At 71.3% G+C, this 23,791-nt stretch carries 26 protein-coding genes; 23 read left to right on the forward strand and 3 right to left on the reverse strand.

Going from position 1 to position 23,791, the window contains the following annotated elements; all coding sequences use genetic code 11:
* Positions 1-4 precede the first annotated feature (4 nt).
* Genes carB through IPM43_15450 form a run of 8 tightly spaced genes read left to right on the forward strand, consistent with a single transcriptional unit; the run spans position 5 to position 9,752 of the window.
* Positions 5-3,307, forward strand: a complete 3,303-nt coding sequence (gene carB, locus IPM43_15415; GenBank protein QQS24746.1) for a carbamoyl-phosphate synthase large subunit — start codon at positions 5-7, stop codon at positions 3,305-3,307.
* Entirely contained in the window at positions 3,304-4,278 is a 975-nt protein-coding gene (locus tag IPM43_15420) for a dihydroorotate dehydrogenase (protein ID QQS24747.1), read from the forward strand. The genes carB and IPM43_15420 overlap by 4 nt, the downstream gene beginning before the upstream one ends.
* Positions 4,279-4,288: 10 nt before the next feature.
* Positions 4,289-4,597, forward strand: a complete 309-nt coding sequence (locus IPM43_15425; protein ID QQS24748.1) for an integration host factor — start codon at positions 4,289-4,291, stop codon at positions 4,595-4,597.
* A gap of 22 nt (positions 4,598-4,619) precedes the next feature.
* On the forward strand, positions 4,620-5,180 hold the full coding sequence (gene gmk / locus IPM43_15430; protein ID QQS24749.1) for a guanylate kinase: 561 nt from the start codon (positions 4,620-4,622) through the stop codon (positions 5,178-5,180).
* A gap of 58 nt (positions 5,181-5,238) precedes the next feature.
* The gene (rpoZ, locus tag IPM43_15435) at positions 5,239-5,568 is read left to right on the forward strand and encodes a DNA-directed RNA polymerase subunit omega (GenBank protein ID QQS26498.1); all 330 of its coding nucleotides are present in this window, start codon (positions 5,239-5,241) and stop codon (positions 5,566-5,568) included.
* A 13-nt stretch (positions 5,569-5,581) separates the two neighbouring features.
* Positions 5,582-6,802, forward strand: a complete 1,221-nt coding sequence (gene coaBC, locus IPM43_15440) for a bifunctional phosphopantothenoylcysteine decarboxylase/phosphopantothenate--cysteine ligase CoaBC (protein QQS24750.1) — start codon at positions 5,582-5,584, stop codon at positions 6,800-6,802.
* Entirely contained in the window at positions 6,799-7,995 is a 1,197-nt protein-coding gene (locus IPM43_15445) for a methionine adenosyltransferase (protein ID QQS24751.1), read from the forward strand. The genes coaBC and IPM43_15445 overlap by 4 nt, the downstream gene beginning before the upstream one ends.
* Positions 7,944-9,752: a hypothetical protein gene (locus tag IPM43_15450; GenBank protein QQS24752.1), complete on the forward strand. Its 1,809-nt coding sequence runs from the start codon at positions 7,944-7,946 to the stop codon at positions 9,750-9,752. The genes IPM43_15445 and IPM43_15450 overlap by 52 nt, the downstream gene beginning before the upstream one ends.
* A gap of 22 nt (positions 9,753-9,774) precedes the next feature.
* Here the strand turns inward: IPM43_15450 and IPM43_15455 are convergent, their stop codons facing one another.
* A complete protein-coding gene (locus IPM43_15455) occupies positions 9,775-10,443 on the reverse strand; it encodes a methyltransferase (GenBank protein ID QQS24753.1) in 669 nt (222 codons plus the stop codon).
* Between the two features lie 23 nt (positions 10,444-10,466).
* Here IPM43_15455 and def point away from each other — a divergent pair, with 23 nt between their 5' ends.
* From def to IPM43_15490, 7 genes are read left to right on the forward strand one after another with little or no spacing between them, the layout of a single operon-like run.
* Positions 10,467-11,000, forward strand: coding sequence for a peptide deformylase (def, locus tag IPM43_15460; GenBank protein QQS24754.1), 534 nt, complete (start codon positions 10,467-10,469; stop codon positions 10,998-11,000).
* The gene (locus IPM43_15465) at positions 10,997-11,929 is read left to right on the forward strand and encodes a methionyl-tRNA formyltransferase (protein ID QQS24755.1); all 933 of its coding nucleotides are present in this window, start codon (positions 10,997-10,999) and stop codon (positions 11,927-11,929) included. The genes def and IPM43_15465 overlap by 4 nt, the downstream gene beginning before the upstream one ends.
* Positions 11,922-13,037, forward strand: coding sequence for an rRNA cytosine-C5-methyltransferase (locus IPM43_15470; protein QQS24756.1), 1,116 nt, complete (start codon positions 11,922-11,924; stop codon positions 13,035-13,037). Before IPM43_15465 ends, IPM43_15470 begins: the two co-directional genes overlap by 8 nt.
* A complete protein-coding gene (locus IPM43_15475; protein ID QQS24757.1) occupies positions 13,034-13,522 on the forward strand; it encodes a MogA/MoaB family molybdenum cofactor biosynthesis protein in 489 nt (162 codons plus the stop codon). Before IPM43_15470 ends, IPM43_15475 begins: the two co-directional genes overlap by 4 nt.
* Positions 13,523-13,553: 31 nt before the next feature.
* On the forward strand, positions 13,554-14,426 hold the full coding sequence (locus tag IPM43_15480; GenBank protein ID QQS24758.1) for an ATP phosphoribosyltransferase: 873 nt from the start codon (positions 13,554-13,556) through the stop codon (positions 14,424-14,426).
* A 46-nt stretch (positions 14,427-14,472) separates the two neighbouring features.
* Positions 14,473-14,655 carry a hypothetical protein gene (locus IPM43_15485; GenBank protein QQS24759.1) on the forward strand — a complete coding sequence of 61 codons (183 nt, stop codon included), beginning with the start codon at positions 14,473-14,475 and terminating at the stop codon, positions 14,653-14,655.
* Positions 14,656-14,678: 23 nt separating this feature from the next.
* Positions 14,679-14,975 (forward strand): MGMT family protein, encoded by a 297-nt coding sequence (locus IPM43_15490; protein QQS26499.1) that lies wholly within the window; start codon positions 14,679-14,681, stop codon positions 14,973-14,975.
* Here the strand turns inward: IPM43_15490 and IPM43_15495 are convergent.
* The gene (locus IPM43_15495) at positions 14,941-15,294 is read right to left on the reverse strand and encodes a hypothetical protein (protein ID QQS24760.1); all 354 of its coding nucleotides are present in this window, start codon (positions 15,292-15,294) and stop codon (positions 14,941-14,943) included. The genes IPM43_15490 and IPM43_15495 overlap by 35 nt on opposite strands.
* A gap of 253 nt (positions 15,295-15,547) precedes the next feature.
* Between IPM43_15495 and IPM43_15500 the strand changes: the two genes are divergently transcribed.
* From IPM43_15500 to IPM43_15525, 6 genes are all read left to right on the forward strand, one after another.
* Complete coding sequence (locus IPM43_15500; GenBank protein ID QQS26500.1) at positions 15,548-16,240, forward strand: translation initiation factor IF-3; 693 nt, start codon at positions 15,548-15,550, stop codon at positions 16,238-16,240.
* 38 nt (positions 16,241-16,278) lie between these two features.
* On the forward strand, positions 16,279-16,476 hold the full coding sequence (gene rpmI / locus IPM43_15505; GenBank protein ID QQS24761.1) for a 50S ribosomal protein L35: 198 nt from the start codon (positions 16,279-16,281) through the stop codon (positions 16,474-16,476).
* Between the two features lie 46 nt (positions 16,477-16,522).
* Positions 16,523-16,879, forward strand: coding sequence for a 50S ribosomal protein L20 (rplT, locus tag IPM43_15510; GenBank protein ID QQS24762.1), 357 nt, complete (start codon positions 16,523-16,525; stop codon positions 16,877-16,879).
* A 191-nt stretch (positions 16,880-17,070) separates the two neighbouring features.
* Positions 17,071-17,646: an RNA methyltransferase gene (locus IPM43_15515; protein ID QQS24763.1), complete on the forward strand. Its 576-nt coding sequence runs from the start codon at positions 17,071-17,073 to the stop codon at positions 17,644-17,646.
* 148 nt (positions 17,647-17,794) lie between these two features.
* Positions 17,795-18,796 (forward strand): phenylalanine--tRNA ligase subunit alpha, encoded by a 1,002-nt coding sequence (gene pheS, locus IPM43_15520; GenBank protein ID QQS24764.1) that lies wholly within the window; start codon positions 17,795-17,797, stop codon positions 18,794-18,796.
* Between the two features lies 1 nt (position 18,797).
* The gene (locus tag IPM43_15525) at positions 18,798-21,161 is read left to right on the forward strand and encodes a phenylalanine--tRNA ligase subunit beta (protein ID QQS24765.1); all 2,364 of its coding nucleotides are present in this window, start codon (positions 18,798-18,800) and stop codon (positions 21,159-21,161) included.
* A 40-nt stretch (positions 21,162-21,201) separates the two neighbouring features.
* Here the strand turns inward: IPM43_15525 and IPM43_15530 are convergent, their stop codons facing one another.
* Positions 21,202-21,756 carry a YqgE/AlgH family protein gene (locus tag IPM43_15530; protein ID QQS24766.1) on the reverse strand — a complete coding sequence of 185 codons (555 nt, stop codon included), beginning with the start codon at positions 21,754-21,756 and terminating at the stop codon, positions 21,202-21,204.
* Between the two features lie 120 nt (positions 21,757-21,876).
* Between IPM43_15530 and IPM43_15535 the strand changes: the two genes are divergently transcribed.
* Together IPM43_15535 and argB are read left to right on the forward strand one after the other, a co-directional pair.
* A complete protein-coding gene (locus IPM43_15535; GenBank protein ID QQS24767.1) occupies positions 21,877-22,899 on the forward strand; it encodes an N-acetyl-gamma-glutamyl-phosphate reductase in 1,023 nt (340 codons plus the stop codon).
* On the forward strand, positions 22,896-23,774 hold the full coding sequence (gene argB / locus IPM43_15540) for an acetylglutamate kinase (GenBank protein QQS24768.1): 879 nt from the start codon (positions 22,896-22,898) through the stop codon (positions 23,772-23,774). The genes IPM43_15535 and argB overlap by 4 nt, the downstream gene beginning before the upstream one ends.
* Positions 23,775-23,791: the final 17 nt, after the last annotated feature.

The following is a 23,791-nucleotide window of genomic DNA, read 5'->3' on the forward strand; positions in this document are numbered from 1 at the left end:
GCCGATGGGCAAGCGCACCGACCTCGAATCGATCCTGATCATCGGTTCCGGCCCGATCGTCATCGGCCAGGCCTGCGAGTTCGACTACTCCGGCACGCAGGCCTGCCGCGTGCTGCGCGAAGAGGGCTATCGCATCGTCCTCGCGAACTCGAACCCGGCGACGATCATGACCGATCCGGACTTCGCCGACCGCACCTACATCGAGCCGCTGACCGTCGACGTCGTCGCGCGCATCGTCGAGCGGGAGCGCCCGGACGCGGTGCTGCCGACCCTCGGCGGCCAGACGGGGCTGAACCTGGCGATGGCGCTGTACGAACGCAAGCTGATCGGGGTCCCGGGGACGCCGGAGATGATCGGCGCCGACGCCGAGGCGATCGCCACCGCGGAGGACCGCGAGCAGTTCAAGAAGGCGATGATCGAGATCGGCCTCGCCGTGCCCGCCTCCGGAGTGGCCCACAGCCTCGACGAGGCGATGACCGTCGTCGCGGCGATCGGCCTGCCGGTGATCGTACGTCCGGCGTACATCCTCGGCGGCCGCGGCACCGGGATCGCGGCGACGATCGAGGAGTTCGCGCGGGTCGCGGCGAGCGGCCTCGACGCCAGCCCGATCTCGGAGATCCTGATCGAGAAGTCGATCGCGGGGTGGAAGGAGTACGAGCTCGAGGTGATGCGTGACCGCGCGGACAACTGCGTGATCATCTGCTCGATCGAGAACTTCGACCCGATGGGGGTCCATACCGGTGACTCGATCACCGTCGCCCCGGCACAGACGCTCACCGACGTCGAGTACCAGCAGATGCGCGACGCGGCGTTCGCGTGCATCCGCCGTGTGGGCGTCGAGACCGGCGGCTCGAACGTGCAGTTCGCCGTCGACCCGCGCACCGGCGAGCAGGTGGTGATCGAGATGAACCCGCGGGTGTCGCGCAGCTCGGCTCTCGCGTCGAAGGCGACGGGCTTCCCGATCGCGAAGATCGCGGCCAAGCTCGCCGTCGGATACACCCTCGACGAGATCCCGAACGACATCACCAAGAAGACCCCGGCCAGCTTCGAGCCGAGCATCGACTACGTGGTGACGAAGGTCCCCCGCTGGGCGTTCGAGAAGCTGCCCGGCACGACAGGGGTGCTCGGCACGCAGATGCAGTCCGTCGGCGAGGCGATGGCCATCGGGCGCACCTTCCCGGAGAGCCTGCAAAAGGCGTTGCGCTCGCTGGAGCAGGGCCGCCTCGGCCTCAACTGCGATCCGGTCGAGGCCGAGTACGCGGCGCTCACCGATGCCGAGCTGCTCGCCGCGGTCGCCATCGCCACACCCGAGCGCGTGTTCCAGCTCGGCGAGTTGCTGCGCCGGGGCGTGGCGATCGACGACATCCACGCCGCGTGCCGTGTCGATCCGTGGTTCCTCGACCAGATGTCGGCGATCGTCGAGGAGCGGGCGGTGCTCGACGCGGTGTGCACTCCTCAGGCGATGACCAGGCGGCAGTGGCGCCGGGCGAAGCGGCTCGGGTTCGGCGACGCCCAGCTCGCGTACCTCTTCGGAGTGCCCGAAGCCGAGGTGCGCGCGGCACGGATCGCCGCCGGGGTGGTGGCGACGTTCAAGACCGTCGACACCTGCGCGGCCGAGTTCGCCGCCGAGACGCCGTACCACTACTCGACCTACGAAGACGAGAGCGAGGTCCGCCCGTCGACGCGCGAGAAGGTGGTCATCCTCGGTTCCGGACCGAACCGCATCGGGCAGGGGATCGAGTTCGACTACTGCTGCGTCCATGCCTCGTTCGCCCTGCGTGACGCCGGTTACGAGACCGTGATGGTCAACTGCAACCCCGAGACCGTGTCCACCGACTACGACACGTCCGACCGGCTGTACTTCGAGCCGCTCACCCACGAAGACGTGATGAACGTCATCGAGGCCGAGACCGAGGCGAGCGGGGGAGTGGCGCCGAAGGTGATCGTGTCCCTCGGCGGCCAGACGCCGCTCAAGCTGTCCGCGCAGCTGCCCGCGTCGTTGATCGCGGGCACGTCGCCGTCGTCGATCGACCTCGCCGAGGACCGGGAGAAGTGGAACGCGCTGTGTGCCCGGCTGCGCATCCCGCAACCGCCCGGCGGCACGGCCGTCGACCACACCCAGGCCGTCGAGATCGTCCAGCGCGTCGGGTTCCCCGTGCTCGTGCGTCCGTCATATGTGCTCGGTGGGCGGGCGATGCGGATCGTGCACGACCACGATCAGCTCGCCGCGGCGATGGCCGAGCTGATCGGCTTCGGCACGCTCGGGCGCGAGGGTGGGCTGTCCGCCGAGCGGCCGGTGCTGATCGACCGCTTCCTCGACGACGCCACCGAGGTCGACGTCGACGCGATTCGTGATCGCACCGGCGAGGTGCTGATCGGGGGCGTGATGGAGCACGTCGAGGAGGCCGGGGTCCATTCCGGGGACTCGGCCTGCGCCCTGCCGCCCCAGAACCTGGAGTCCTGGGTGGTCGAGGTGATCGAGGCTTACACGGCCTCGATCGCCGAGGCCCTCGACGTGCAGGGCCTGATCAACGTGCAGTACGCGGTCACCGGCACCACCGTGCACGTGATCGAGGCGAACCCTCGGGCCAGCCGCACGGTGCCGTTCGTCGCGAAGGCCACCGGTGTGCCGCTCGCGAAGGTCGCCACGCGCGTGATGCTCGGGGCGACGTTGGCCGAGCTACGCGCCGAGGGGCTGCTCGTCGAGCCGGTGCGCAGCGACCACGTTTCCGTGAAGGAGGCGGTGTTGCCGTTCAGCCGCTTCCCGGAGGTGGACACCGCGCTCGGCCCCGAGATGCGCTCGACCGGCGAGGTGATGGGCATCGACACCACCTTCGGGCGTGCGTTCTTCAAGGCTCAGCTCGCCGCGGGCCTGGTGCTGCCCGAGTCCGGCCTGGTGTTCCTGTCCTTGAACGACGGCGACAAGCCCGCCGGGCTCGTCGTCGCCCGGCGTTTGCGTTCGCTCGGGTTCAAGGTTGCCGCCACGGCCGGCACCGCTGACTACCTCGGCAGGTTCGGCATGGCGGTCGACCAGGTGGTGGGCAAGGTGGGCGCCGGCGACGACGTCACCGCGGTCGACCTGATCGGTCGCGAAGCGGGCGGCGAGGACGCGGTGGCGTTCGTCGTGAACACCCCCCAGGGCAGGGGCGGGCGCACCGACGGCGAGCGCATCCGCAAGGCGGCCAACATCCATCACGTGCCGATCGTCACCACCGTCCACGCTGCGCTGGCCGCGGTGCAGGGCATGACCGAGCAGGTCGGTCACCCGATCGAGGTGCGCTCGCTGCAGGAGTACCACCAACGATGAGCTCCGGGGTCGACACGTCGGTGCAGGTCGGCTCCTTGCGCCTGCGCGCCCCGGTGATGACGGCTTCGGGCACCGCCGGGTACGGGACGGAGCTGGCGCCTTACCTCGACCCGGCCGAGCTCGGCGCGGTGGTGGTCAAGTCGCTCGCCGCGTACCCGTGGGCGGGCAACCCGGCGCCGAGGCTGCACCCCACGCCGCAGGGGATGATCAACTCGGTCGGTCTGCAGGGGCCAGGCGTCGAAGCCTGGCTGGCCGACGAGCTGCCCGGATTGGTCGCCACCGGCGCCGCCGTCGTGGCCAGCATCTGGGGTCGCACCGTGGCCGACTACCGCTTGGCGGCGCAGCAGCTCGCCGAGGCCCCGCAGCAGGTGGTGGCCGTCGAGGTGAACCTGTCGTGTCCCAACCTGGAGGGCCGCGGGGCGATCTTCGCCCACGACGCGGCACTGTCGGCTGAGGTGCTCGCGGCTACGGCTCCCTGCGACCGACCGCGCTGGGCCAAGCTCAGCCCCAACACCGACCGCCTGGTGGAGGTGGCCGCGGCCGTTCGCGACGCCGGTGCCGAAGCGGTGACGCTCGTCAACACCGTTCTCGGGATGGTGCTCGACCAGGCGAGCGGCCTGCCCGCCCTCGGCAACGGGGGTGGGGGCGTCTCGGGCCGGGCGATCCATCCCGTCGCCGTGCGTGCGGTGTACGACGTGCGCGCCGCGCTCGCCGACCTCGCGATAGTCGGCGCCGGCGGTGTGGCGTCGGGCTGGGACGCGGCCGAGATGCTGCTCGCCGGCGCGAACGCGGTGCAGGTGGGCACCGCGACCTTCGCCGATCCCGCGGCCGCGGGCCGGGTCCAGCGAGAGCTCGTCTCGTGGGCGGCGGCCCACGGCATGGCGAGCGTCGCCACGCTGAGTGGTCTCGCTCACCGCGGTGGGCTGGGCGCCGCCGGGGGTGTCCCTCACTCGGCCCTCACCCGCGGGTAGGGTCGCGCCCATGGCTACTCCTCCGCAACTGACCCCAGAACAGCGGACCGCGGCGCTCGCCAAGGCAGCTGAGGCCCGTGCCGCTCGCGCCGAGGTGAAGGCCCGTCTGAAAATGGGCTCGCTCACCCTCGCCGAGGCGCTCGCGTCCGACGAATCGAGCGTCGGCAAGCTGAAGGTCGTCTCGATGCTCGAGAGCCTGCCCGGCGTCGGCAAGGTGAAGGCCCGCAAGATCATGGAAGACATCGGGATCGCCGACAACCGCAAGGTGCAGGGCCTCGGCACCCAGCAGCGCAAGGCGCTCCTCGAGCAATTCGGCTGAGCGTTCGGGGGCAGGCAGCGACGTGTCAGCTCCCCTGGTGATCGTGGTCTCCGGCCCCGGTGGGGTCGGCAAGGGCACGATCGTCAACGCGCTGGTCGAGCGCGACCCACGCCTTTGGCTCAGCCGGTCGTGGACCACGCGCGGCCAACGACTCGGGGAGCCCGACGACGCGTACGTGTTCACCACCCGTGAGGCCTTCGAATCCCGCCTCGCCGCGTCCGGGTTCTTGGAACACACCGAGTTCCTCGGCAACTACTACGGCACCCCCAACCCCGAACCCGAGCGCGGTCGCGACATCGTGCTGGAGATCGAGGTGGACGGCGCGACGCAGGTGAAGCGCCGCCATCCCGAAGCGCTGCTGCTCTTCGTGCTGCCCCCGAGCCGCGCCGAGCAGGAGCGCCGCCTGCGCAAGCGCGGCGACCCGGAGGACAACGTCGCCGAGCGCCTCCGCAAGGCAGAAGACGAAGAGCCCGTCGGCGTCGCGCTCGCCGATCACGTGGTGGTGAACGACGACCTCGAGCGCACGATCGCCGAGATGCTGGCGATCATCGACCAGGCCCGTTGCGCGCCGTCCACCGGGTAGAGTTGCCGGGCCACTGACGAGAGGATCCACCGACACCATGGTGCGCGCCCACGATTCGATGATGAACCCCCGTATCGAGGATCTGCTCGACCGCGTGGACTCCAAGTTCAGCCTGGTCACCTTGGCCGCCCGCCGGGCGCGCCACATCAACTCCTATTTCACCCACCTCGGCGAAGGTGGCGGCAAGATCGTGCCCCCACAGGTCAGCTCCGTCGCCCGCAAGCCGCTGTCGATCGGGTTCGAAGAGATCGCCGCCGACAAGATCGTGCGTACGCCACCCGTCGAGGAAGACCTCGAGGCATCTGCCGAAGACCTCCTCGGTGCCGACGCCGCCGAGGCGCTGCTCCCTGGCGGCGACGAGGCGGCCCCGCGCACCCCCGAGGGCTGAGCACCCGCTCGCGATGTCGCACCTACGCGGCCGGCGCGTCGTACTCGGCGTCACCGGTGGCATCGCGGCCTACAAGGCCGTCGAGGTGTCCCGTCGCCTCGTCGATGCCGGTGCCCATGTCGTGCCGGTGATGACGCGTGCCGCCGAGCGGTTCCTCGGTCGAGCGACGCTGTCGGCATTGGCCAGCGAGCCCGTCCACACCGAGCTGTGGGACGCGCCGGACCCCATCCCGCACACGCACATCGCGCAGTCCGCCGATCTCGTGCTCGTCGCCCCCGCCACCGCGCGCCTGCTCGGCGCGTACGCCACCGGGCTCGCCACCGACCTGCTCACGAACGTGCTGCTCGCCACCCGCGCGCCTGTCGTCGTCTGCCCGGCGATGCACACCGAGATGTGGGAGCACCCCGCTGTCCAGGACAACCTGGCGGTGCTGCGCCGCCGGGGCGTCGTGGTCGTCGAACCCGAGGACGGTCGCCTCGCCGGCGGCGACGTGGGGCGGGGCCGCCTCGCGGCGCCCGAGCGGATCGTCGCCGAGGTGGAGCGCGTGCTCGGCCCCCGCGATCTGGCGGGCGTGTCGGCCGTGGTCAGCGCCGGCGGTACGCGCGAACCGATCGACGCGGTACGTGTCATCGCGAACCGCTCGTCGGGCAAGCAGGGCTACGCCGTGGCCGCCGAACTCGCCGCGCGAGGGGCGACGGTAGAGCTCGTCTCCACGGTCGAGCTCCCCACCCCGTTCGGCGTTCGGATCACGAAGGTCGAGACCGCGGCCGAGATGGAAGCGGCCATGCACCAGCATGCCGACGCCGCCGGCATCGTGGTGATGGCCGCGGCGGTGGCCGACTTCCGTCCCAAGCTGGCCGCTGCGCACAAGCTGAAGAAGGACGACGGCGTACCCGAGATCGTGCTCGAGCCGACGCCCGACATCCTGGCCGCACTCGGGGCCGCCAAGCGCCCCGGTCAGGTGATCGTCGGGTTCGCCGCGGAGACGAGCGAACTCGTCGAGAACGCCGTTGCGAAGCTGGCGCGCAAGAACCTCGACCTCGTGGTCGCGAACGACGTGTCCGCGCCGGGCGTCGGCTTCACCCACGACACCAACGCCGTCACCCTGATCGGCGCGGGCGGTGTCTTGCGGCAGGTGCCTCTCACCGACAAACGTTCTGTAGCTGTTGCGCTGGTCGATGCGATCGTCGAGCTGCGGGCAGGCCAACCGACCCCAGAGGAGACCCGACTGTGACCCGACGCTGGACCTTCACCTCGGAGAGCGTCACCGAGGGCCATCCCGACAAGATGGCCGACCAGGTCTCCGACGCGGTGCTGGACGCGATCTTGCACGAGGATCCCTCCGGCCGGGTGGCTTGCGAGACCCTGCTCACCACGGGGCTGTGCGTGGTCGCGGGCGAGATCACCACGACCGCGTATGTCGACATCCCCAAGCTCGCCCGCGGCGTGATCAACTCGATCGGCTACGACAACGCCCTCTACGGCTACGACGGCAACACGTGTGGCGTGATCGTGTCCATCGACGAGCAGAGCCCGAACATCGCCCAGGGCGTCGACCGCAGCGAAGAGCTGCGCGGCGGGCGCAGTGGCGAAGACGTCGTCGCCGGCCAGGGTGCCGGCGACCAGGGGATGATGTTCGGCTACGCCTGCGACGAGACCGAGGCGCTGATGCCGCTGCCGATCTGGGTGGCGCACCGCATGGCCGAGCGCCTGGCCGAGGTGCGCAAGGCCGGCGTCGTGCCGTACCTGCGACCCGACGGCAAGACCCAGGTGACCTTCGACTACGAGGACGGGCGCCCGGTGCGGCTGCGGGCGGTGCTGATCTCCACCCAGCACGCCGAGGGCATCGACCGCGACACCGTCATCCGCCCCGACCTGATCGAAGCCGTCGTCCGTCCCGTGATCCCCGAGCGGTACGCCGACGACGACTACGCCATCTACGTCAACCCGACGGGCACGTTCGTCCTCGGCGGCCCGCACGCCGACACCGGGCTCACCGGGCGCAAGATCATCGTCGACACCTACGGCGGGATGGGGCGCCACGGCGGGGGAGCGTTCAGCGGCAAGGACCCGAGCAAGGTCGACCGATCCGCCGCGTACGCGGCGCGTTGGGTGGCCAAGCACGTCGTCGCCGCCGGGGCAGCCGACCGCTGCGAGGTGCAGGTGGCGTACGCGATCGGCATGGCTCAGCCGGTGAGCATCCTGGTGGAGACGTTCGGCACCGAGCACGTCGCCGTCCCCCGCATCGAGCAGGCCGTGCGCGACGTGTTCGACCTGCGCCCTGCCGCGATCGTGCGCGACCTCGAGCTGAAGCGCCCGATCTATCGCAAGACCGCTGCGTACGGGCACTTCGGCCGCGATCTTCCCGAGTTCACGTGGGAGCACCTCAACCGTCTCGACGACTTCCGCGCCGCGGTCGCGAGCTGAGCGAGGAACCTTCGCTCACCGCCCGGGTCGTCCCCGACGTCACGGGGCTCGACAAGGCGTTCGACTACCTCGTCCCTGACACCCTCCGCGAGGAGGTCGCGCCGGGGACCGTCGTGCGGGTGCCGCTCCACGGCCGCCGCGTCGGCGGGTGGGTGCTGTCGCTCGGGCCGGCCCCCAGCGACGTTCCCGCGGACCGCCTGAAGCCGATCGCGAAGGTGACCGGCCACGGTCCGTCCGCAGATCTGCTCGAGCTCGCCGCCTGGGCGTCGCGCCGGTGGGGCGCGGGCCGCCTGCGGCCGTTCCTCGGCGCGGCCTCCCCGCCCGGCGCGGTGCGGTCGCTCCCCGGCCCGACCCGGGGAGCGCCGGTGCCCGACCCCGTCGACGCCGGCGCGGCGCGGCTGCTCGCCGCCGGTGGGGGCGTGCTGCGGCTGGTGCCGAGCGGTGACTGGCTGGGGGTGGTCCTCGCCGCCTGCCGGCTGGGGCCGGTGCTCGTCGTCGCGGCGTCGCTCGACGCGGCGCGGGTGATGGCGGTGCGGCTGCGCCGCGCCGGGCGCACGGTGGCCGTGGTGCCGGGGGAGTGGGCGAGCGCGGCAGGAGGCGTCGACGTCGTCGTCGGCGCGCGAGTCGCGGCCTGGGCGCCGTGTCCGAAGCTGGCGGCTGCCGTGGTGCTCGACGAGCACGACGAAGCCCTGCAGGAAGAGCGCTCACCCACCTGGCACGCCCGCGACGTGGTCGTCGAGCGGGCCCGGAGGGCCGGCGTACCCGCGCTGCTCGTCTCGCCGTGCCCGTCGCTCGCCGCGCTCGACTGGGCCGGTGGGCGTGTCGATCGCCCGCCGGTGAGCGAGGAGAGAGCGGGATGGCCGGTGCTCGAGATCGTCGACCGCACCCGCGACGAGCCATGGCACACGTCGCTCGTCACCGGCCCCCTCGTGCGCCAGCTGCGCGACGAGGACCGCGTGGTGGTGTGCGTGTTGAACCGACGCGGCCGCTCGCGCCTGCTCGCCTGCCGGCAGTGCCGCTCGTTGCTGCGCTGCGAACGCTGCGATGCCGCCGTCGGCCAGCGTGACGACGCCAAGCTCGCCTGCGGACGCTGCGCGACGGTGCGCCCCGGCGTGTGCCAGGCCTGTGGGTCGAGCGCCCTCGTCACCCTGCGCCCGGGCGTGACGCGCCTGCGCGAGGAGCTCGCCGCCGCCGCGGCACGAGACGTCGTGGCGGTCACCGCCGAGCGCGACGAGCGCGAGCCGCTGCCCGAGGCCGGTGTGTACGTCGGCACCGAAGCCGTGCTGCACCGGGTCCGGCGCGCCGACACCGTCGCCTTCTTGGACATCGACGCCGAGCTCCTCGCCCCTCGCTACCGGGCCACCGAGCAAGCACTCGGGCTGCTGGCCAGGGCGGCCCGCCTGGTCGGGCCCCGCGCGGCCGGCGGCCGGCTGCTGGTGCAGACGTTCCTTCCCCGCCACGAGGTGCTGCAGGCGGTGTTGCTGGCCGATCCTTCACGGTTCGCGGCCGCCGAACTGGCCCGGCGGAGCGAACTCGGCTTCCCCCCGGCGATGGCGCTCGCGGTGGTGGAGGGTGCGGGAGCCACAGAGATGGCCGCGTCGCTGCGCGCCGACGCCCGTGTGCAGGTTGCCGGCCCGGCCGACGGCGCCTACCTGGTACGGGCGCCGAGCTGGGACGACCTCGGTGAAGCGCTCTCGTCCGCGCCCCGCCCCCCAGGCGCGCGGGTGCGGGTCGAGGTGGATCCGCCGCGGCGTTGACCGGCTGGGCTCCCCGCCGCGGTCAGCGGTTGGCCGCGCGGGCTTGCAGCACGCGGTAGCCACGTGCCGAGGACAGGCGCTCCGTCGGGTAGCCGTGCTCGCCTAGCCAGCGCTGCAGCGAGTCCGCACCGAGGTGGCGTTGCACGACGAGCAATGCGGTGGCGTCGTCGTCGAGGCGTGCCAGCCACTCGCCGAGCAGGGCGTGCAGCGCGGGCTTGCCGATGCGGATCGGCGGGTTGCTCCAGATCGACGCGAAGCGCAGACCCGCGGGCACCTCCTGCGGCGCGGCGACGACCACGTTCGCGAGCGCGTTGCGCGCGGCGTTGCGTGCGCAGAGATCTCGGGCCCGCTCGTTGACGTCGACCGCCCACACCGTGGCGCCCGGCGAGCGGCGGGCGAGGACCAGCGCGATCGGGCCGGCCCCGCAGCCGAGGTCGAGCAGGTGGCCGGTCGGCGGTGGCGGTGGGGCCCGCAGCAGCAACAGCTTGGTGCCCGGGTCGATCCGCCCGTGGGAGAACACCCCGCGGTCGGTGAGCAGCTCGATGGTGCCGTCGGGCAGCGACAGCACCACCAAGGCCTCCTGCGAGGCGACGGCAGGCTTGGCGTCGAAGTAGTGAGCGCCGGCATCGACGCCGGCGTTATCGGCGTCGTCGGCGCCGCGGGCGCCGTGGGGGGTGCCCTCGTCTCCCATGGTGCTCGGTAGCCTGGCACCCCATGGCCACGGCCTACGAGATCCGCACGTACGGCGACCCCGTGCTCACGTCCAAGGCTGCCACCGTCGACGACATCGACGCGAAGGTGGTGCGCCTCGTCGACGCGATGTTCGAGACCCTCTACGGCAGCGACACGGGCATCGGGCTCGCCGCGCCGCAGGTCGGTGTGCGCCGGCAGGTGTTCGTGTGGGACATGGGCGAGGAACCGATGGTGGTCCTCAACCCCGAGATCGTCGAGTCGCGCGGTGAGTGGGTGTACGACGAGGGCTGCTTGAGCATCCCCGGGCTCTACGTCGAGATGGTGCGCCCGAAAGAGGTCCTGATGCGCGGCATCGACCTGCAGGGCAACAGCGTCGAGATCGAGGCCGACGAGGTGATGGCGCGCCTCTTCCAGCACGAGCTCGACCACCTGAACGGGGTGCTGATGTTCGACCGGATGGAGCCCGAGCAGCGCAAGGCCGCGCTCGTCGAGTACCGCCGGCTGAGCGAACAGGCGGGGCGGCCGAAGGAGCCCCGCCGGCTGTCGCTCTCGTGACGACACCGCTCGCCGTCGCGCCTACGCACCGACCGAAGCAGATCGCGTATCTCGGCACGCCGCAGGCGGCAGTGCTCCCGTTGCAGGAGCTCGTCCGGGCGGGGTTCGAGGTCGTCCACGTCGTCACCCGGGCCGACAAGCGCCGCGGCAGGGGCGGGGCGAGCGCGCCCTCGCCGGTGAAGGCAGCTGCGGTGGAGCTCGGGCTCGCCGTCTCGCACTCCGTCGACGACCTGCTCGGCACCGACGTGGAGCTCGCGGTCGTGGTGGCGTTCGGCCAGCTCATCAAGCGGCACGTGCTGGAAGTGGTGCCGATGGTGAACCTGCACTTCTCGCTGCTGCCTCGCTGGCGCGGCGCGGCGCCGGTCGAACGAGCCCTTCTGGCCGGTGACACCACCACCGGGGTGTGCCTGATGCGCGTCGACGAGGGCCTCGACACCGGCGACGTCTTCGGGTGCTCACCGGTGGCGATCGGGCCCCGCGTCACGGCCGAGGCACTGCGCGGCCAGCTCGTCGAAGCCGGCACGCGCCTGCTCATCGACAGCCTGGCGGCCGGGTTGGGGCCGGCCGAGCCCCAGCACGGGGAAGCGACGTACGCGGCCAAGATCGACCTCGCCGAGCTGCGCCTCGACTGGGAGCGCCCGGCCGCGGAGCTCGACCGCGTGGTCCGAGTCGGCGGGGCGTGGACCACCTTCCGGGGCCGGCGGTTGAAGGTGCTCGAGGCCGAGCCCACCGAGCCCGCCGAGCCCGCTCCGTCCGTCGACGTCGCGGCCGGCGTGCTCGCCGGAGACGTCGTCGGTACCGGTGGCCAGGGCGCGGCCGACGGGCTGCGCCTGCTGAGGGTGCAGCCCGAAGGCAAGGCACCGATGACGTTCGCCGCCTGGGCCAACGGCGCCCGGCCGCAACCGGGCGAGGCACTCGGCGGTGGCTGACCCGGCCGACACCGCGAGGGCGCTCGCGGTGCGCGTCCTACGACGTATCGAGAGCGGCGGTGCCTACGCCAACCTGGCGTTGCGCGCCGAGCTCGACCGCAGCGAGCTCGACGGGCGCGACCGTGCGTTCGCGACCGAGCTCGTATACGGCACCACACGCATGCGCCGGGCCTGCGACGCGCTCACCGACCGGTTCGTGGTGAGCGAGCCCGATCCTGCGGTGCGCACCTTGTTGCGCCTCGGGGCCTTCCAGCTCGAGTTCGCCGGAGTGCCCGCCCACGCCGCGGTCGGCGAGACCGTGGCGCTCGCCCCGCGCCGGGTGCGGGGCTTCGTCAACGCCATTCTTCGCCGCGTGGCCGCCACGCCGATGATCTGGCCCGACGAGGCGACGCGGCTGTCGTACCCCGACTGGATCGTGCGGCGCCTCGTCGCCGAGCTGGGCGAGTTCGACGCGCTCGCCGCGCTGGTGCGCATGAACCGACCGGCACCGGTGACTGTGCGCGACGACGGCTACGTCCAGGACCTGGCCAGCCAGTGGGTGGCCGATTTGGTGGAGGCGAGGCCAGGGGAGCTGGTGCTCGACGCCTGCGCCGGCCCCGGCGGGAAGGCGACCGCGCTCAGCGCGACCGGTGCCGTGGTGATCGGCGGTGATCGCCACCTCGGCCGCGCCGGGCTGGTGCGGCGCAACGCTCAGGCCACCGGGCACCCGGTGCCGGTGGTCGTCGCCGACGCGGCCCGACCACCGTTCGCCGCGGGCGCCTTCGACCGGGTGCTCGTCGACGCGCCGTGTTCGGGCCTCGGCGCGCTCCGTCGGCGAGCAGATGCACGCTGGCGCATCCAACCGAGCGACGTCGACGAGCTGGCCGCGCTGCAGAGGCGGATCGTCGCTGCCTGCGGGGAGCTCGTCGCGCCGCACGGGTGGCTCGTCTACAGCGTGTGCACGCTGACCGCGGCCGAGTCGGTCGACCATCCGGTTCCGGACGGCTTCGAGACCGTCGAGTCCCGCCCCGGCCCGCCGTGGCGACCCTATGGTGGCGGGTCGCTGCTGCTGCCCCAAGATGCCGACACCGACGGGATGGTCGTGCTCCGGTACCGTCGGTCGCGATGACCGAAAAGGCAGGCGAGGGCCTGCGCGCGAAGGTGCTGACGGTGAGCGACGGCGTCACCCACGGCACCCGGGAGGACCGCTCCGGGCGTGCTCTCGTGGAACAGCTCACGGCGGCCGGGTTCGAAGTGGTCGAGCACCGGACCACGCCCGACGGAGCAGCGGCCGTGGCCGAGGCGCTCACCGAGATGGCCGAGGACTTCGCCGGCCTGATCGTGACCACGGGCGGTACCGGGTTCGCCCCGCGTGACGAGACCCCGGAGGGAACACGCGCGGTGATCGAGCGCGAGGCGCCCGGCCTGGCCGAGGCGATGCGCCTCGTCAGCCCCCTCGGGCGTCTGTCGCGCGGCATCGCCGGGGTGCGCGCTCGGGCGGTCGTCGTCAACACACCGGGTTCTCCTGCAGGCTGCGTCGAGCAACTCGGGGCGATCCTCGACGTCTTGCCCCATGCGTTGCGCCTGGCCGCCGGGTCGCCGACCACCCACTGAGGCCGAGCACCGGGCGGTAGCGTCTCCCGACGTGTTGCGCCTGGTGCTCCCCAAGGGCTCGCTGGAGAAGGCGACCCTCGACCTGTTCGAGGCCGCCGACCTCCCCGTGCGCCGCTCGTCGTCGGTCGAGTACAGGGCCACGATCGAAGACCCACGGATCGCCGAGGTGCGCATCCTGCGCCCGCAGGAGATCCCCGTCTACGTCGCCGAGGGTCTGTTCGACGTCGGCGTCACCGGGCGGGACTGGGTCGAGGAGACCTCCTCCGACGTCGTCAGCCTGGGCGAGCTGCGCTATTCGAAGGCCACCGGCCAACCGGTGCGGGTGGTCGTCGCCGTCGGATCCGACAGCACCGCCGAGACCATCGCCGACCTGCCTCAGGGGCTGCGGGTGAGCACCGAGTACCCCGAGCTGACCCGCCGGTTCTTCCGCGAGCGGGGCATCGAAGCCGACGTGCGGCTGTCGTACGGGGCGTCGGAGGCGAAGATCCCCGACATCGCCGACTGCATCGTCGACATCACCGAGACCGGGCGCGCACTGCGGGCAGCAGGGCTGCGGATCATCGACACCATCTTGACGAGCTACACCGAGGTCGTCGCCAACCCCGCCGCCCACGCCGACCCTGCCAAGTGCCATGCCATGGGACAGCTGATGACGCTGCTGAACGGCACACTCGAGGCCAGGGGCAAGGTGCTCGTCAAGCTCAACGTCGGCGCCGGCGACCTGCAGGCCGTGCTCGGAGTGCTGCCCTCGGCCAAGTCCCCGACGATCAGCGAGCTCGCCGGAGGTGGCTTCGCGGTCGAGTCGGTCGTCGAGAAGCGCACGATCAACACCTTGATCCCCGCGTTGAAGGAGGCCGGCGCTTCGGACATGCTCGAGCTCGCGATCTCGAAGATCGTCCACTGAGCGCGCCGTGGCGTACTCCAGGGGCACCGATCGACACCGCGGGACGGTGACCGCGTTCGACGCCGCCCGTGGTCTCGGCACGGTCGCCGCCGGCGACGGGAGCGAGCTGATGTTCCATTGCGTCGAGATCGCCGACGGCACCCGGGTGATCGAGCTCGGAGCCGAGGTGACGTTCGTGCAGATGGCCAAGTTCGGCGCTCTCGAGGCCGCCGACCTGCGTCCGGCGTGAGCAACGACCGGCTAGAGGCCGAAATGCTGGCGGTGATCGCCGCTCTCGGCCCGGGAGAGGTGGTCTCCTACGGCGACGTCGCGGCCGTCGCCGGGGCGCCGCGCCACGCGCGCTTCGTCGGGAACCTGCTCGCCCGGGATGCCTTCGCGGACCTGCCCTGGTGGCGGGTGGTCACCGCCAACGGACGCCTGGTGCCCGGCCACGAGGCCGAGCACGCGGCCCGGCTGCGCGCCGAAGGCGTGGTGGTGGCCGCCGGGCGAGTCAGATCGGCGCCCGTGGGCCGCTTCAGCCCTCGTCGAGCGGGACCGCGGCCTGCTTGACCTGCACGAACGCGAGGCGGATGTTGGCCAGAGCGTCGCGCAACACGGTGACGTCGGGACCCAAGCGCTCGCCGAGGCCCTCCACGAGGCAGGCGACGGAGTCGATCGCGAGCGCTGCCGCGGCGAGGTCGGGAGGGGTCGCGGCGAGGTGGATGGCAGCCAGCTCGTAGAGGCCCATGGTGTGGTTGACGACCACGATCTCGGCCGGCACTTCGGCGAGGCGGGCCCTCACGTCGTCGAGCGCCGCCCGGGCCTCATCGAGGTCCTCTGTCGCGTCGGGCTCACCCTCGCCGACGGGCTCTGTCGCTTGCTCGGCCACCTGCGCTAGGCTACCTGGCACAACTGAGGCGAAGTGGGGCTCCGGCGCGGCCGGTTCGTCCCCACCCGGCCACCTGTCTCGTTCAGCGTGCGTCCGGGTCATGCAATGGGCTGTGGCCACCGACGTGTACGCACGGTGGTCTCACCCGGGGTGTGGCGTCGCGTCACCGAACACACGAAACCACCCTGGGAGGTCAGGCACCGTTGAGAACGGACCCATCGTCCACCGCCCACTCCACGAGGAGTGAGCAGCCATAGCACCGCCGCAGAACGAGCCCCGGTACAACGACCGCATCCGCGCCCGTGAGGTGCGTGTGATCGGCCCCGACGGGAGCCAGCTCGGTATCAAGGCAGTGCCCGAGGCATTGTCGCTGGCTCGTGAGCTCGATCTCGACCTGGTCGAGGTGGCGCCCACCGCGAATCCGCCCGTTTGCCGGATCATGGACTACGGCAAGTTCCGCTACGAGGAGTCCCAGCGAGCACGAGAGGCCCGCAAGAAGACGACGCACGTGTCGGTGAAAGAGGTCAAGTTCCGCCCGAAGATCGGCAAGGGCGACTTCGACACCAAGGTGCGTCACATGCAGGAGTTCTTGGCCGAGGGACACAAGGTGAAGGTCACGCTGCAGTTCCGTGGGCGTGAGATGGCACACCCAGAGCTCGGCTCGCGGATCCTCGACGCAGTGCTCGTCCAGGTCGCCCCGCTCGCGAAGGTCGAGACCCAGGCCCGCCTCGAGGGCCGCAACATGACGATGGTGCTCTCCCCGGACAAGAAGCCGGTCCCGAAGAAGCGAGAAGACGACCACCGCGACCAGTCCGCGCCAGCCCCTGTGGCGGCCACCGGAGATGAAGCGGCGGCCACCACAGAAGCCCCGACAGAACCGGTCACGACTGAGCCGGTCACGACAGAACCGGTCACGACAGACCCGGTCACGACGACAGAGACCTGACCCCGCTCCCGAGCGGCCGAGAAGGAACAACCACGCAGATGCCCAAGATGAAGACCTCCAAGACCGCCGCCAAGCGGTTCAAGAAGACCGGGTCCGGCAAGCTTCGCCGCCAGCAGGCGATGCGCCAGCACCTGTTCGAGAAGAAGCCGTCCACCAGGACGCGACGCCTCGACGGCACAGTCGACGTCCACCCCGGCGACGCGAAGAAGATCAAGCGCCTGCTCGCCGAGCGCTGATCCGGCGTTCCAGACGAACTGAGAGAGATCGAGAAAGGACGAAGAGATGGCCAGGGTGAAGCGCGCCGTCGGTTCGAAGAAGCACCGCAAGCAGGTGCTCCAACGCGCCAAGGGCTACTACGGGAACAAGAGCCGCTCCTTCCGGGCGGCGAACGAGCAGGTGATGAGGTCCGGGCAGTACGCGTTCCGTGACCGCCGGGCGCGCAAGGGCGAGTTCCGTCGCCTCTGGATCCAGCGCATCAACGCCGCCTGCCGGATGAACGACCTCAGCTACAGCCGGTTCATCGCCGGCCTCGGCGCGGCCGGGATCGAGGTCGACCGCAAGATCCTCGCCGATCTCGCCGTCACCGATCCGGCGGCGTTCGCCCGCCTCGTCGAGACCGCGAAGGGCGCGTTGGCCTGAGCGGCCCACTCGCCTACACCAATCCGGCAGTTCAGCGGCTGCGGCGCCTTCTCGGGCGCCGCAGTGCGCGTTCAGAAGAAGGCGCGTTCGTCGTCGAAGGCCCGCTGCTCGTTGCCGAGGCGTTCGCCGCCGGATGGGAGATCGAGGCGCAGTTCGTCCCCCAAGGAGCTACCCCCGCCGACGCAGCCGGTGTGGCGGTGTACGAGCTCGCCGAAGGCGTGCTGGAACGGGTGGCCTCCACGAGCACCCCCCAGCCCGTGCTCGCGGTGGTCCGCCGCCGGGTCGCTGATCCCGACGCCGTCAAGGCCGCCGACTTCGTGGTCGTCGCCGATCGTGTCGCCGACCCGGGCAACCTCGGCACCATCTTGCGCTCGGCCGAGGCCGCGGGAGTCGAGCTCGTCGGGCTCACCACAGGCAGCGTCGACCCGTTCAACCCGAAGTCCGTGCGCTCCTCGGCGGGCGCTCTGTTCAGGGTCCCCGTGGCCGATCCGCTCGGTTGGCCCGAGCTCGCCCGCGCCGGGCGCGCGCTCTACGCGACGTCTTCGCACCACGGCGTCCCGTACGACGAGATCGACATGAGCGGGCCGGTGGTCATCGTCGTCGGCAGCGAGTCGCACGGCGTCGACGACGCCGCGCCGGTCGACGGCTGGCTCACCATCCCGCACCGCGGCCGAGCGGAGAGCCTCAACGTGGCGATGGCGGCCACCGTGTTGTGCTTCGAAGTAGCTCGCCAGCGGCGCGCCAGCCCGAGTAGCCTGGCACCGTGATGGACGCACGTCGGCGATTTCCCCGCCCCCGGGTGATGCCCGGGGACGTGACGCCGCTTCGCTGACGCGCCCACGCTCGCCGAGTCTCCCGGGGGACCATCCGTCAACCGACGCGAAGGGACTCGCGATGCACCAGAACGAAAGAACGATGATCGACGAAATCCGCGCAGCCCGTGACCAGGCGATCGCCAGTGCCGCTGCAGCTTCGACGCTCGACGAGCTGCGCGCGCTCGACGTCGAGATGCTCGGCAAGAAGAGCCAGATGGCCGCGTTGAAGGCGGGCCTCGGCAAGCTCGACTCGGCGGAGCAGAAGAAGGACGCCGGGCGCGCGCTGAACGAAGCGCTGTCCGACGTGGAGGCCGCACTTTCGGCGAGACGCGCAGCGCTCGCGCGCGACGCCCGCGCGCTGCAGCTCGACGCCGAGCAGCTCGACCTGACCGAGCACCTCGGACGTCCGCAGCGCGGGCACGCCCATCTCGTCACCCAGGCGTGGGAGCACTTGGAGGACGTCTTCATCGGCCTCGGCTTCCAGATCGCCGAGGGGCCGGAGGTGGAGAGCGACTGGTACAACTTCGAGGCGCTGAACATGCCACCGTCGCACCCCGCTCGCGGCGAGTGGGACACGCTGTTCGTCGACTACGGCGAGCCCGGCACGGTGGTGTTGCGCACGCACACGTCGCCGGTGCAGATCAGGGTGATGCAGGAGCAGCCCCCGCCGATCTACATGGTCATGCCCGGCCGGGTGTTCCGCCGGGACACCCCCGACGCCACTCACATGCCCGTGTTCCACCAGATCGAGGGTCTGGTGATCGACCGCGGGATCACCCTGGCCGACCTCGCCGGCACGATCGAGGCGTTCACCACCGCCTACTTCGGGAAGGGGTTCAGCTCGCGGCTGCGACCGTCGTACTTCCCGTTCACCGAGCCGTCCGCAGAGTTCGACATCCGCTCACCCGACGGCTCGTGGATCGAGCTCGGCGGGTGCGGCATGGTGCACCCGAACGTGCTGCGCGCCGGTGGCCTCGACCCCGAGGAGTGGAGCGGCTTCGCATTCGGTTTCGGCATCGACCGCATGGCCAAGGAGCGCCACGGCGTGACCGACCTCCGCGAGATGTACACCAACGACATCAGGTTCCTGGAGCAGTTCTGAGATGAAGATCCTGCTCTCCTGGCTCAACGAATACGCACCGTTCGGCGACGACGCCGACGCGCTCGGCGCCGCGCTGACCTCCATCGGGCTCACCGTTGAGGGGATCGACCGGGTCGGCGCCAGCGTTCCCGGAGTGGTCACCGCGCGGGTGCTGCGCACGGAGCGCCATCCCGAGGCCGCCAAGGTCCATCGCGTGTACGTCGACACCGGCGACGGCGCCGAACACCACGTGTGGTGCGGTGCGTTCAACTTCGTCGCCGGCGACGTCGTGCCGCTGGCCACGCTCGGCACGACGATGCCCGACGGTCGCACGATCGAACGTCGCGGCATCCTCGGCATCGAGTCCGAGGGGATGCTGTGCTCGGCGCGCGAGCTCGGCCTCGGCGACGACCACACCGGGATCATGGTGCTCCCCCCCGACGTCGCGCTCGGCGTGCCCTACGGCGAAGCGCTCGGCTTACGCGAAGACGTCCTGTTCGACCTCGACCTGACCCGTAACCGGCCCGACTGCTGGGGCTACGTCGGCGTCGCGCGAGACCTGGCCGCGCACCTGCACCTGCCGTTCGCGATGCCCGAGCCGGCACTGGGGGTGTCGGGTGAGTCGCGCCAGGCGTCGGTCGAGATCCTCGCCGGCGAGCGCTGCGGGCGGTTCACCTCGACGGTGATCTCAGGCGTCACCGTCGGACCGAGCGCGCCCTGGATGGCCGAACGCCTGACGCTCGCCGGCATGCGCCCGATCAACAACGCGGTCGACGTCAGCAACTACGTGATGCTCGAGCTGAACTCCCCGAACCACGCCTACGACCTCGACCGTCTCGGGACGGGCTTCCGCATCCGTTGCGCGGAAGACGGCGAGACGATGACCACGCTCGACGGGGTCGAACGCGGGCTCTGCGCCGACGACCTGTTGATCTGCGACGCAGACGACCGTCCGATCGGCATCGCCGGGGTGATGGGGGGAGCGAACACGGAGATCGCGCAGGACACCACCACCGTCGCCTTGGAGGTCGCGTGGTTCGAGGCGACCGGGGTGCTGCAGACGGCCCAGCGGCTGGGTCTGCGCTCGGAGGCGTCGGCGCGCTTCGAGCGCGGCGTCGACCCCTACGGGCCCGACCGCGCGATCGCCCGGTTCGCCGAGCTGCTGCGTGAGACCTGCCCAGAGCTGGTGGTGCACCCCGGTGGGGTCGATGCCCGCGGTTCGTCGTTGCCGCCCCCCGACCGGCGGACGACGGTGCGCGTGTCGGAGGTGAACCGCATCCTCGGCACCGCGCTCACCGCTGCCGACATCGCGCCCTTGCTCGACCCGATCGGCTACACCACCGAGCTCCGCTCCGGCGATCCGACAGGCGTGGTCGACGTGGCGTTGCCAACGTGGCGACCCGACAGCGACGCCGAGGTCGACGTGATCGAGGAGATCGCCCGCCATTACGGCTACGAGAGAGTCGGCAAGACGCTGCCGAACTCGACGGTGCACGGCCGGCTCTCGGTGGTCCAGCGCCGCCGGCGCGAGCTACGCCAGGTGCTGCTCGGGCTCGGCGTGTCCGAAGCGATGCCCAACCCGTTCCTCGCCCCGGGTGACCTCGATCGCGCCGGGCTGAGCGGTGCCGCGGCGATCCCCCTTGCCAACCCGCTGGTCGCCGAGGAGAGCATCCTGCGCACGTCGCTGCGCCCCGGGCTTCTCGCTGCGGTGGCGTTCAACGAGTCGCACCGGCGCCAGGGCGTGGCGCTGTACGAGATCGGCCACGTCTACCCGCCAGGCGTTGGTGTGCTGCCCGACGAGTACGAGGCGCTGTGCGTCGTGCTCGCCGGGCAGGAGGCACCGGCCGCAGTGGCCGTGTGGCGCGAGGTGGCGGCCGCGCTCGGCGTGGGCGCCCGGGTGGACCAAGGCCGTCCGCCCGATGGCCTGCACCCCACCCGCTCGGCGACGCTGACGATGGGGCGCGACACGGTCGGGGCCGTCGGCGAGATCCATCCCGACGTACAGGAGGCCTTCGGAGTGGCGCAGCGGGTGGCGGTGCTCGAGCTCGACCTCGGGGTGCTCCTCGCGCGCGAGCCGCGTCCGGTGCAGTGGAAGCCCGTCAGCCGATACCCGTCGAGCGACATCGACCTCGCGTTCGTCGCTCCCGACGAGGTCGCGGCCGAACGCATCGACAAGGCGCTGCGGCAAGGGGCGGGCCGGCTGCTGGCCGACCTCGAGCTCTTCGACGTCTATCGCGGGTCGAGCCTCGGCGACGGCGTGCGCAGCCTGGCCTACCGCCTGCGCCTGCAGGCCGACGACCGGACGCTCACGGATGCCGAGGTGGCCGACGTGCGTCGCGCGTGCATCGCCGCCGCGACGAAGGCAGGCGGCACGCTGCGCGGCTAGCGCCTGCGCTCCATGGGAAGCCGCTGCGTGGTTCGGCGCGCTAGTTGGCCGAGATGTCGTCGGGGCAGTTGGCCAGCCATGCCAGCCGGCCGCCCTGGCGACGCAGCACTGCGCGCCACAAGCCGTCGGGGTCGTGCGTGAAGGGATCGCCGGGCTCGGCGTCGAGGACGATCCAGGCGCCGGCTTCCAGCTCGTCGTCGAGTTGGCCCGGGCCCCAGCCCGAGTAGCCGCGGAACACCCTCACCTCGCGCAACGCGACGTCGAGCTGCTCGGGCTCGGCCTCGAGGTCGACCGTGCCGAGTCCGTCACGGATCGGCGCGAAGCCCTCGCTCTCGCCCTCGGCCCTCGCCAGACCGATCAGCGCGTCGATCTCCACCGGCCCTCCGTCGAACAGCACCGCCGGCGAGCTCGACGCGGCCAGCCACGAGTGCAGCCCGGGCAGCTCGTCCTCGTCGGTCGGTCGGTTGAGCACCAGACCGAGCGCGCCCTCGTCGGTGTGCTCGATCACGTAGACGACGGTGCGATCGAAGTTGGGGTCGACGAGCGGGGGAGTAGCGACCAGCAGCCGGCCGTTCGTCGGTGCACCAACAGACATCGCCCCCCATGATGCCAACAACTACCGCCGAATCGCGGCCACCGGCGCAGGCCTCCGCCCGAGGAGCCGGCCCTTTCGCTGGTTGCATGGCGATGCCTTGCCCTGTATGGTCATGCGCCTATGTTGAGGGTCGGTATCGTCGGAGCGTCGGGCTACACGGGCGCGGAGCTGCTGCGCCTCGCTGCCGCACACCCCGATCTCGAGGTCGTGTACGCGACCGGCGACTCGCAGGCCGGCATCCACGCCGGCGACCTCTACCCGAGTCTCTCGGCGGGCTACCCGGACCTCGTCTTCGAAGAGCTCGACCTCGGCCGCTGCGCCGGGCTCGATCTCGTGTTCCTCGGCCTGCCTCACGAGGCGAGCCTCTCGCTCGCCCCCCAACTCGTCGGCCAAGTCGGTTGCGTGGTCGACCTCTCGGCGGCCTATCGCCTGAGCGACGCGTCGGCGTACCCGCGGTGGTACGGCTTCGAGCACGACCAGCCTGCCTTGCTGGCCGAGGCGGTCTACGGCCTGCCTGAACGTCACCGGGCGAAGCTGCGCGGTGCTCGCCTCGTCGCGACTCCCGGCTGCTATGTCACCGCCGCCACGTTGGCGATCGCCCCACTCGTCGATGCCGGCATGATCGACCCCGCCGGGGTCATCGTCGACGCGGCGTCGGGTGTTTCCGGGGCCGGACGGGCGCTGAAGCACACGAGCCTCTACTGCACCGCCGCCGACGACGTCACCGCCTACGGTTTGCTCGACCACCGCCACACGCCGGAGATGGAGGAGCAGACGGGGGCGCAGATCCTGTTCACGCCACACCTCGTGCCGATGAGCCGCGGCATCCTCGCCACCTGCTACGCGCGGCCGGCGCCGGGCACCGAGCCGACCACCGCCTCGCTGCTCGCCGCGCTCGCTGCTGCGTACGACGGCGAGCCGTTCGTCTCCGTGCGCGCAGCTCCGCCGTCCACCAAGGCGACCCTCGGCTCCAACACGGCGCACCTGAGCGCGCGCTACGACGAGCGCACCGGCTACGTGCTCGTGATCTGCGCCATCGACAACCTCACCAAGGGCGCGTCGGGTGGAGCGGTGCAGGCGGCAAACGTCGCTCTCGGTCTCGAGGAGACCGCCGGGCTGGCCGCGGTGGGTGTGTACCCATGACCGACAAGCGTCGCAGCCACGCCGGCGAGAAGGCGGCTGTTCTCGTCGAGGCGCTGCCGTACATCCGTCGCTTCGCCGGCAAGATCGTGGTCGTCAAGTACGGGGGCAACGCTTTGGCCGGCTCGTCCGAGGCCGACGCCCTGGCCCTCTTCGCCGAGGACATCGTGCTGATGCGCCTCGTCGGCATGAAGCCCGTCGTCGTCCACGGTGGCGGTCCCCAGATCAGCGATCTGATGGCGCGCCTCGGCAAGACCGCCGAGTTCCGCGACGGGCTGCGGGTGACCGACGCGGAGACCGTGGACATCGCTCGGATGGTGCTGATCGGCCAGGTGAACCCGCAGATCGTCTCCGCGATCAACGTCCACGGCGACTACGCGGTAGGTGTCAGCGGAGAGGACGCCGGGTTGATCAAGGCGACCGCGCGCGACCCCGCGCTCGGCTACGTCGGTGATGTCGCACATGTGAACCCGGCGATCATCGAGGGCCTGCTGGCCGAGGACTTCATCCCCGTCGTGGCCACGATCGGCACCGACGAGAGGGGCCAGGCGTACAACATCAACGCCGACACCGTCGCCGCCGCCCTCGCCGAGGCCGTCCGCGCGGAGAAGCTCGTCTACCTGACCGACATCGAAGGCCTGCGCCGCGTCGTCGACGACCCCGACAGCCTGATCGCGCAGACCACCGCCGACGAGCTCGAGCACCTCGTCGCCAACGGAACGATTGCCGGAGGGATGATCCCGAAGGCAGTGAGCTGCGTGCACGCCGTGCGCAGCGGGGTGCGTCGCGCGCACCTGCTCGACGGGAGGGTCCCCCACGTGCTGCTGCTCGAGATCTTCACCGACGCCGGCATCGGCACGATGGTGATGGGCGCGTGACGCGGTGAACGCTTCGG

Source organism: Actinomycetota bacterium (assembly GCA_016700055.1).
Taxonomy (GTDB): domain Bacteria; phylum Actinomycetota; class Acidimicrobiia; order Acidimicrobiales; family Ilumatobacteraceae; genus Kalu-18.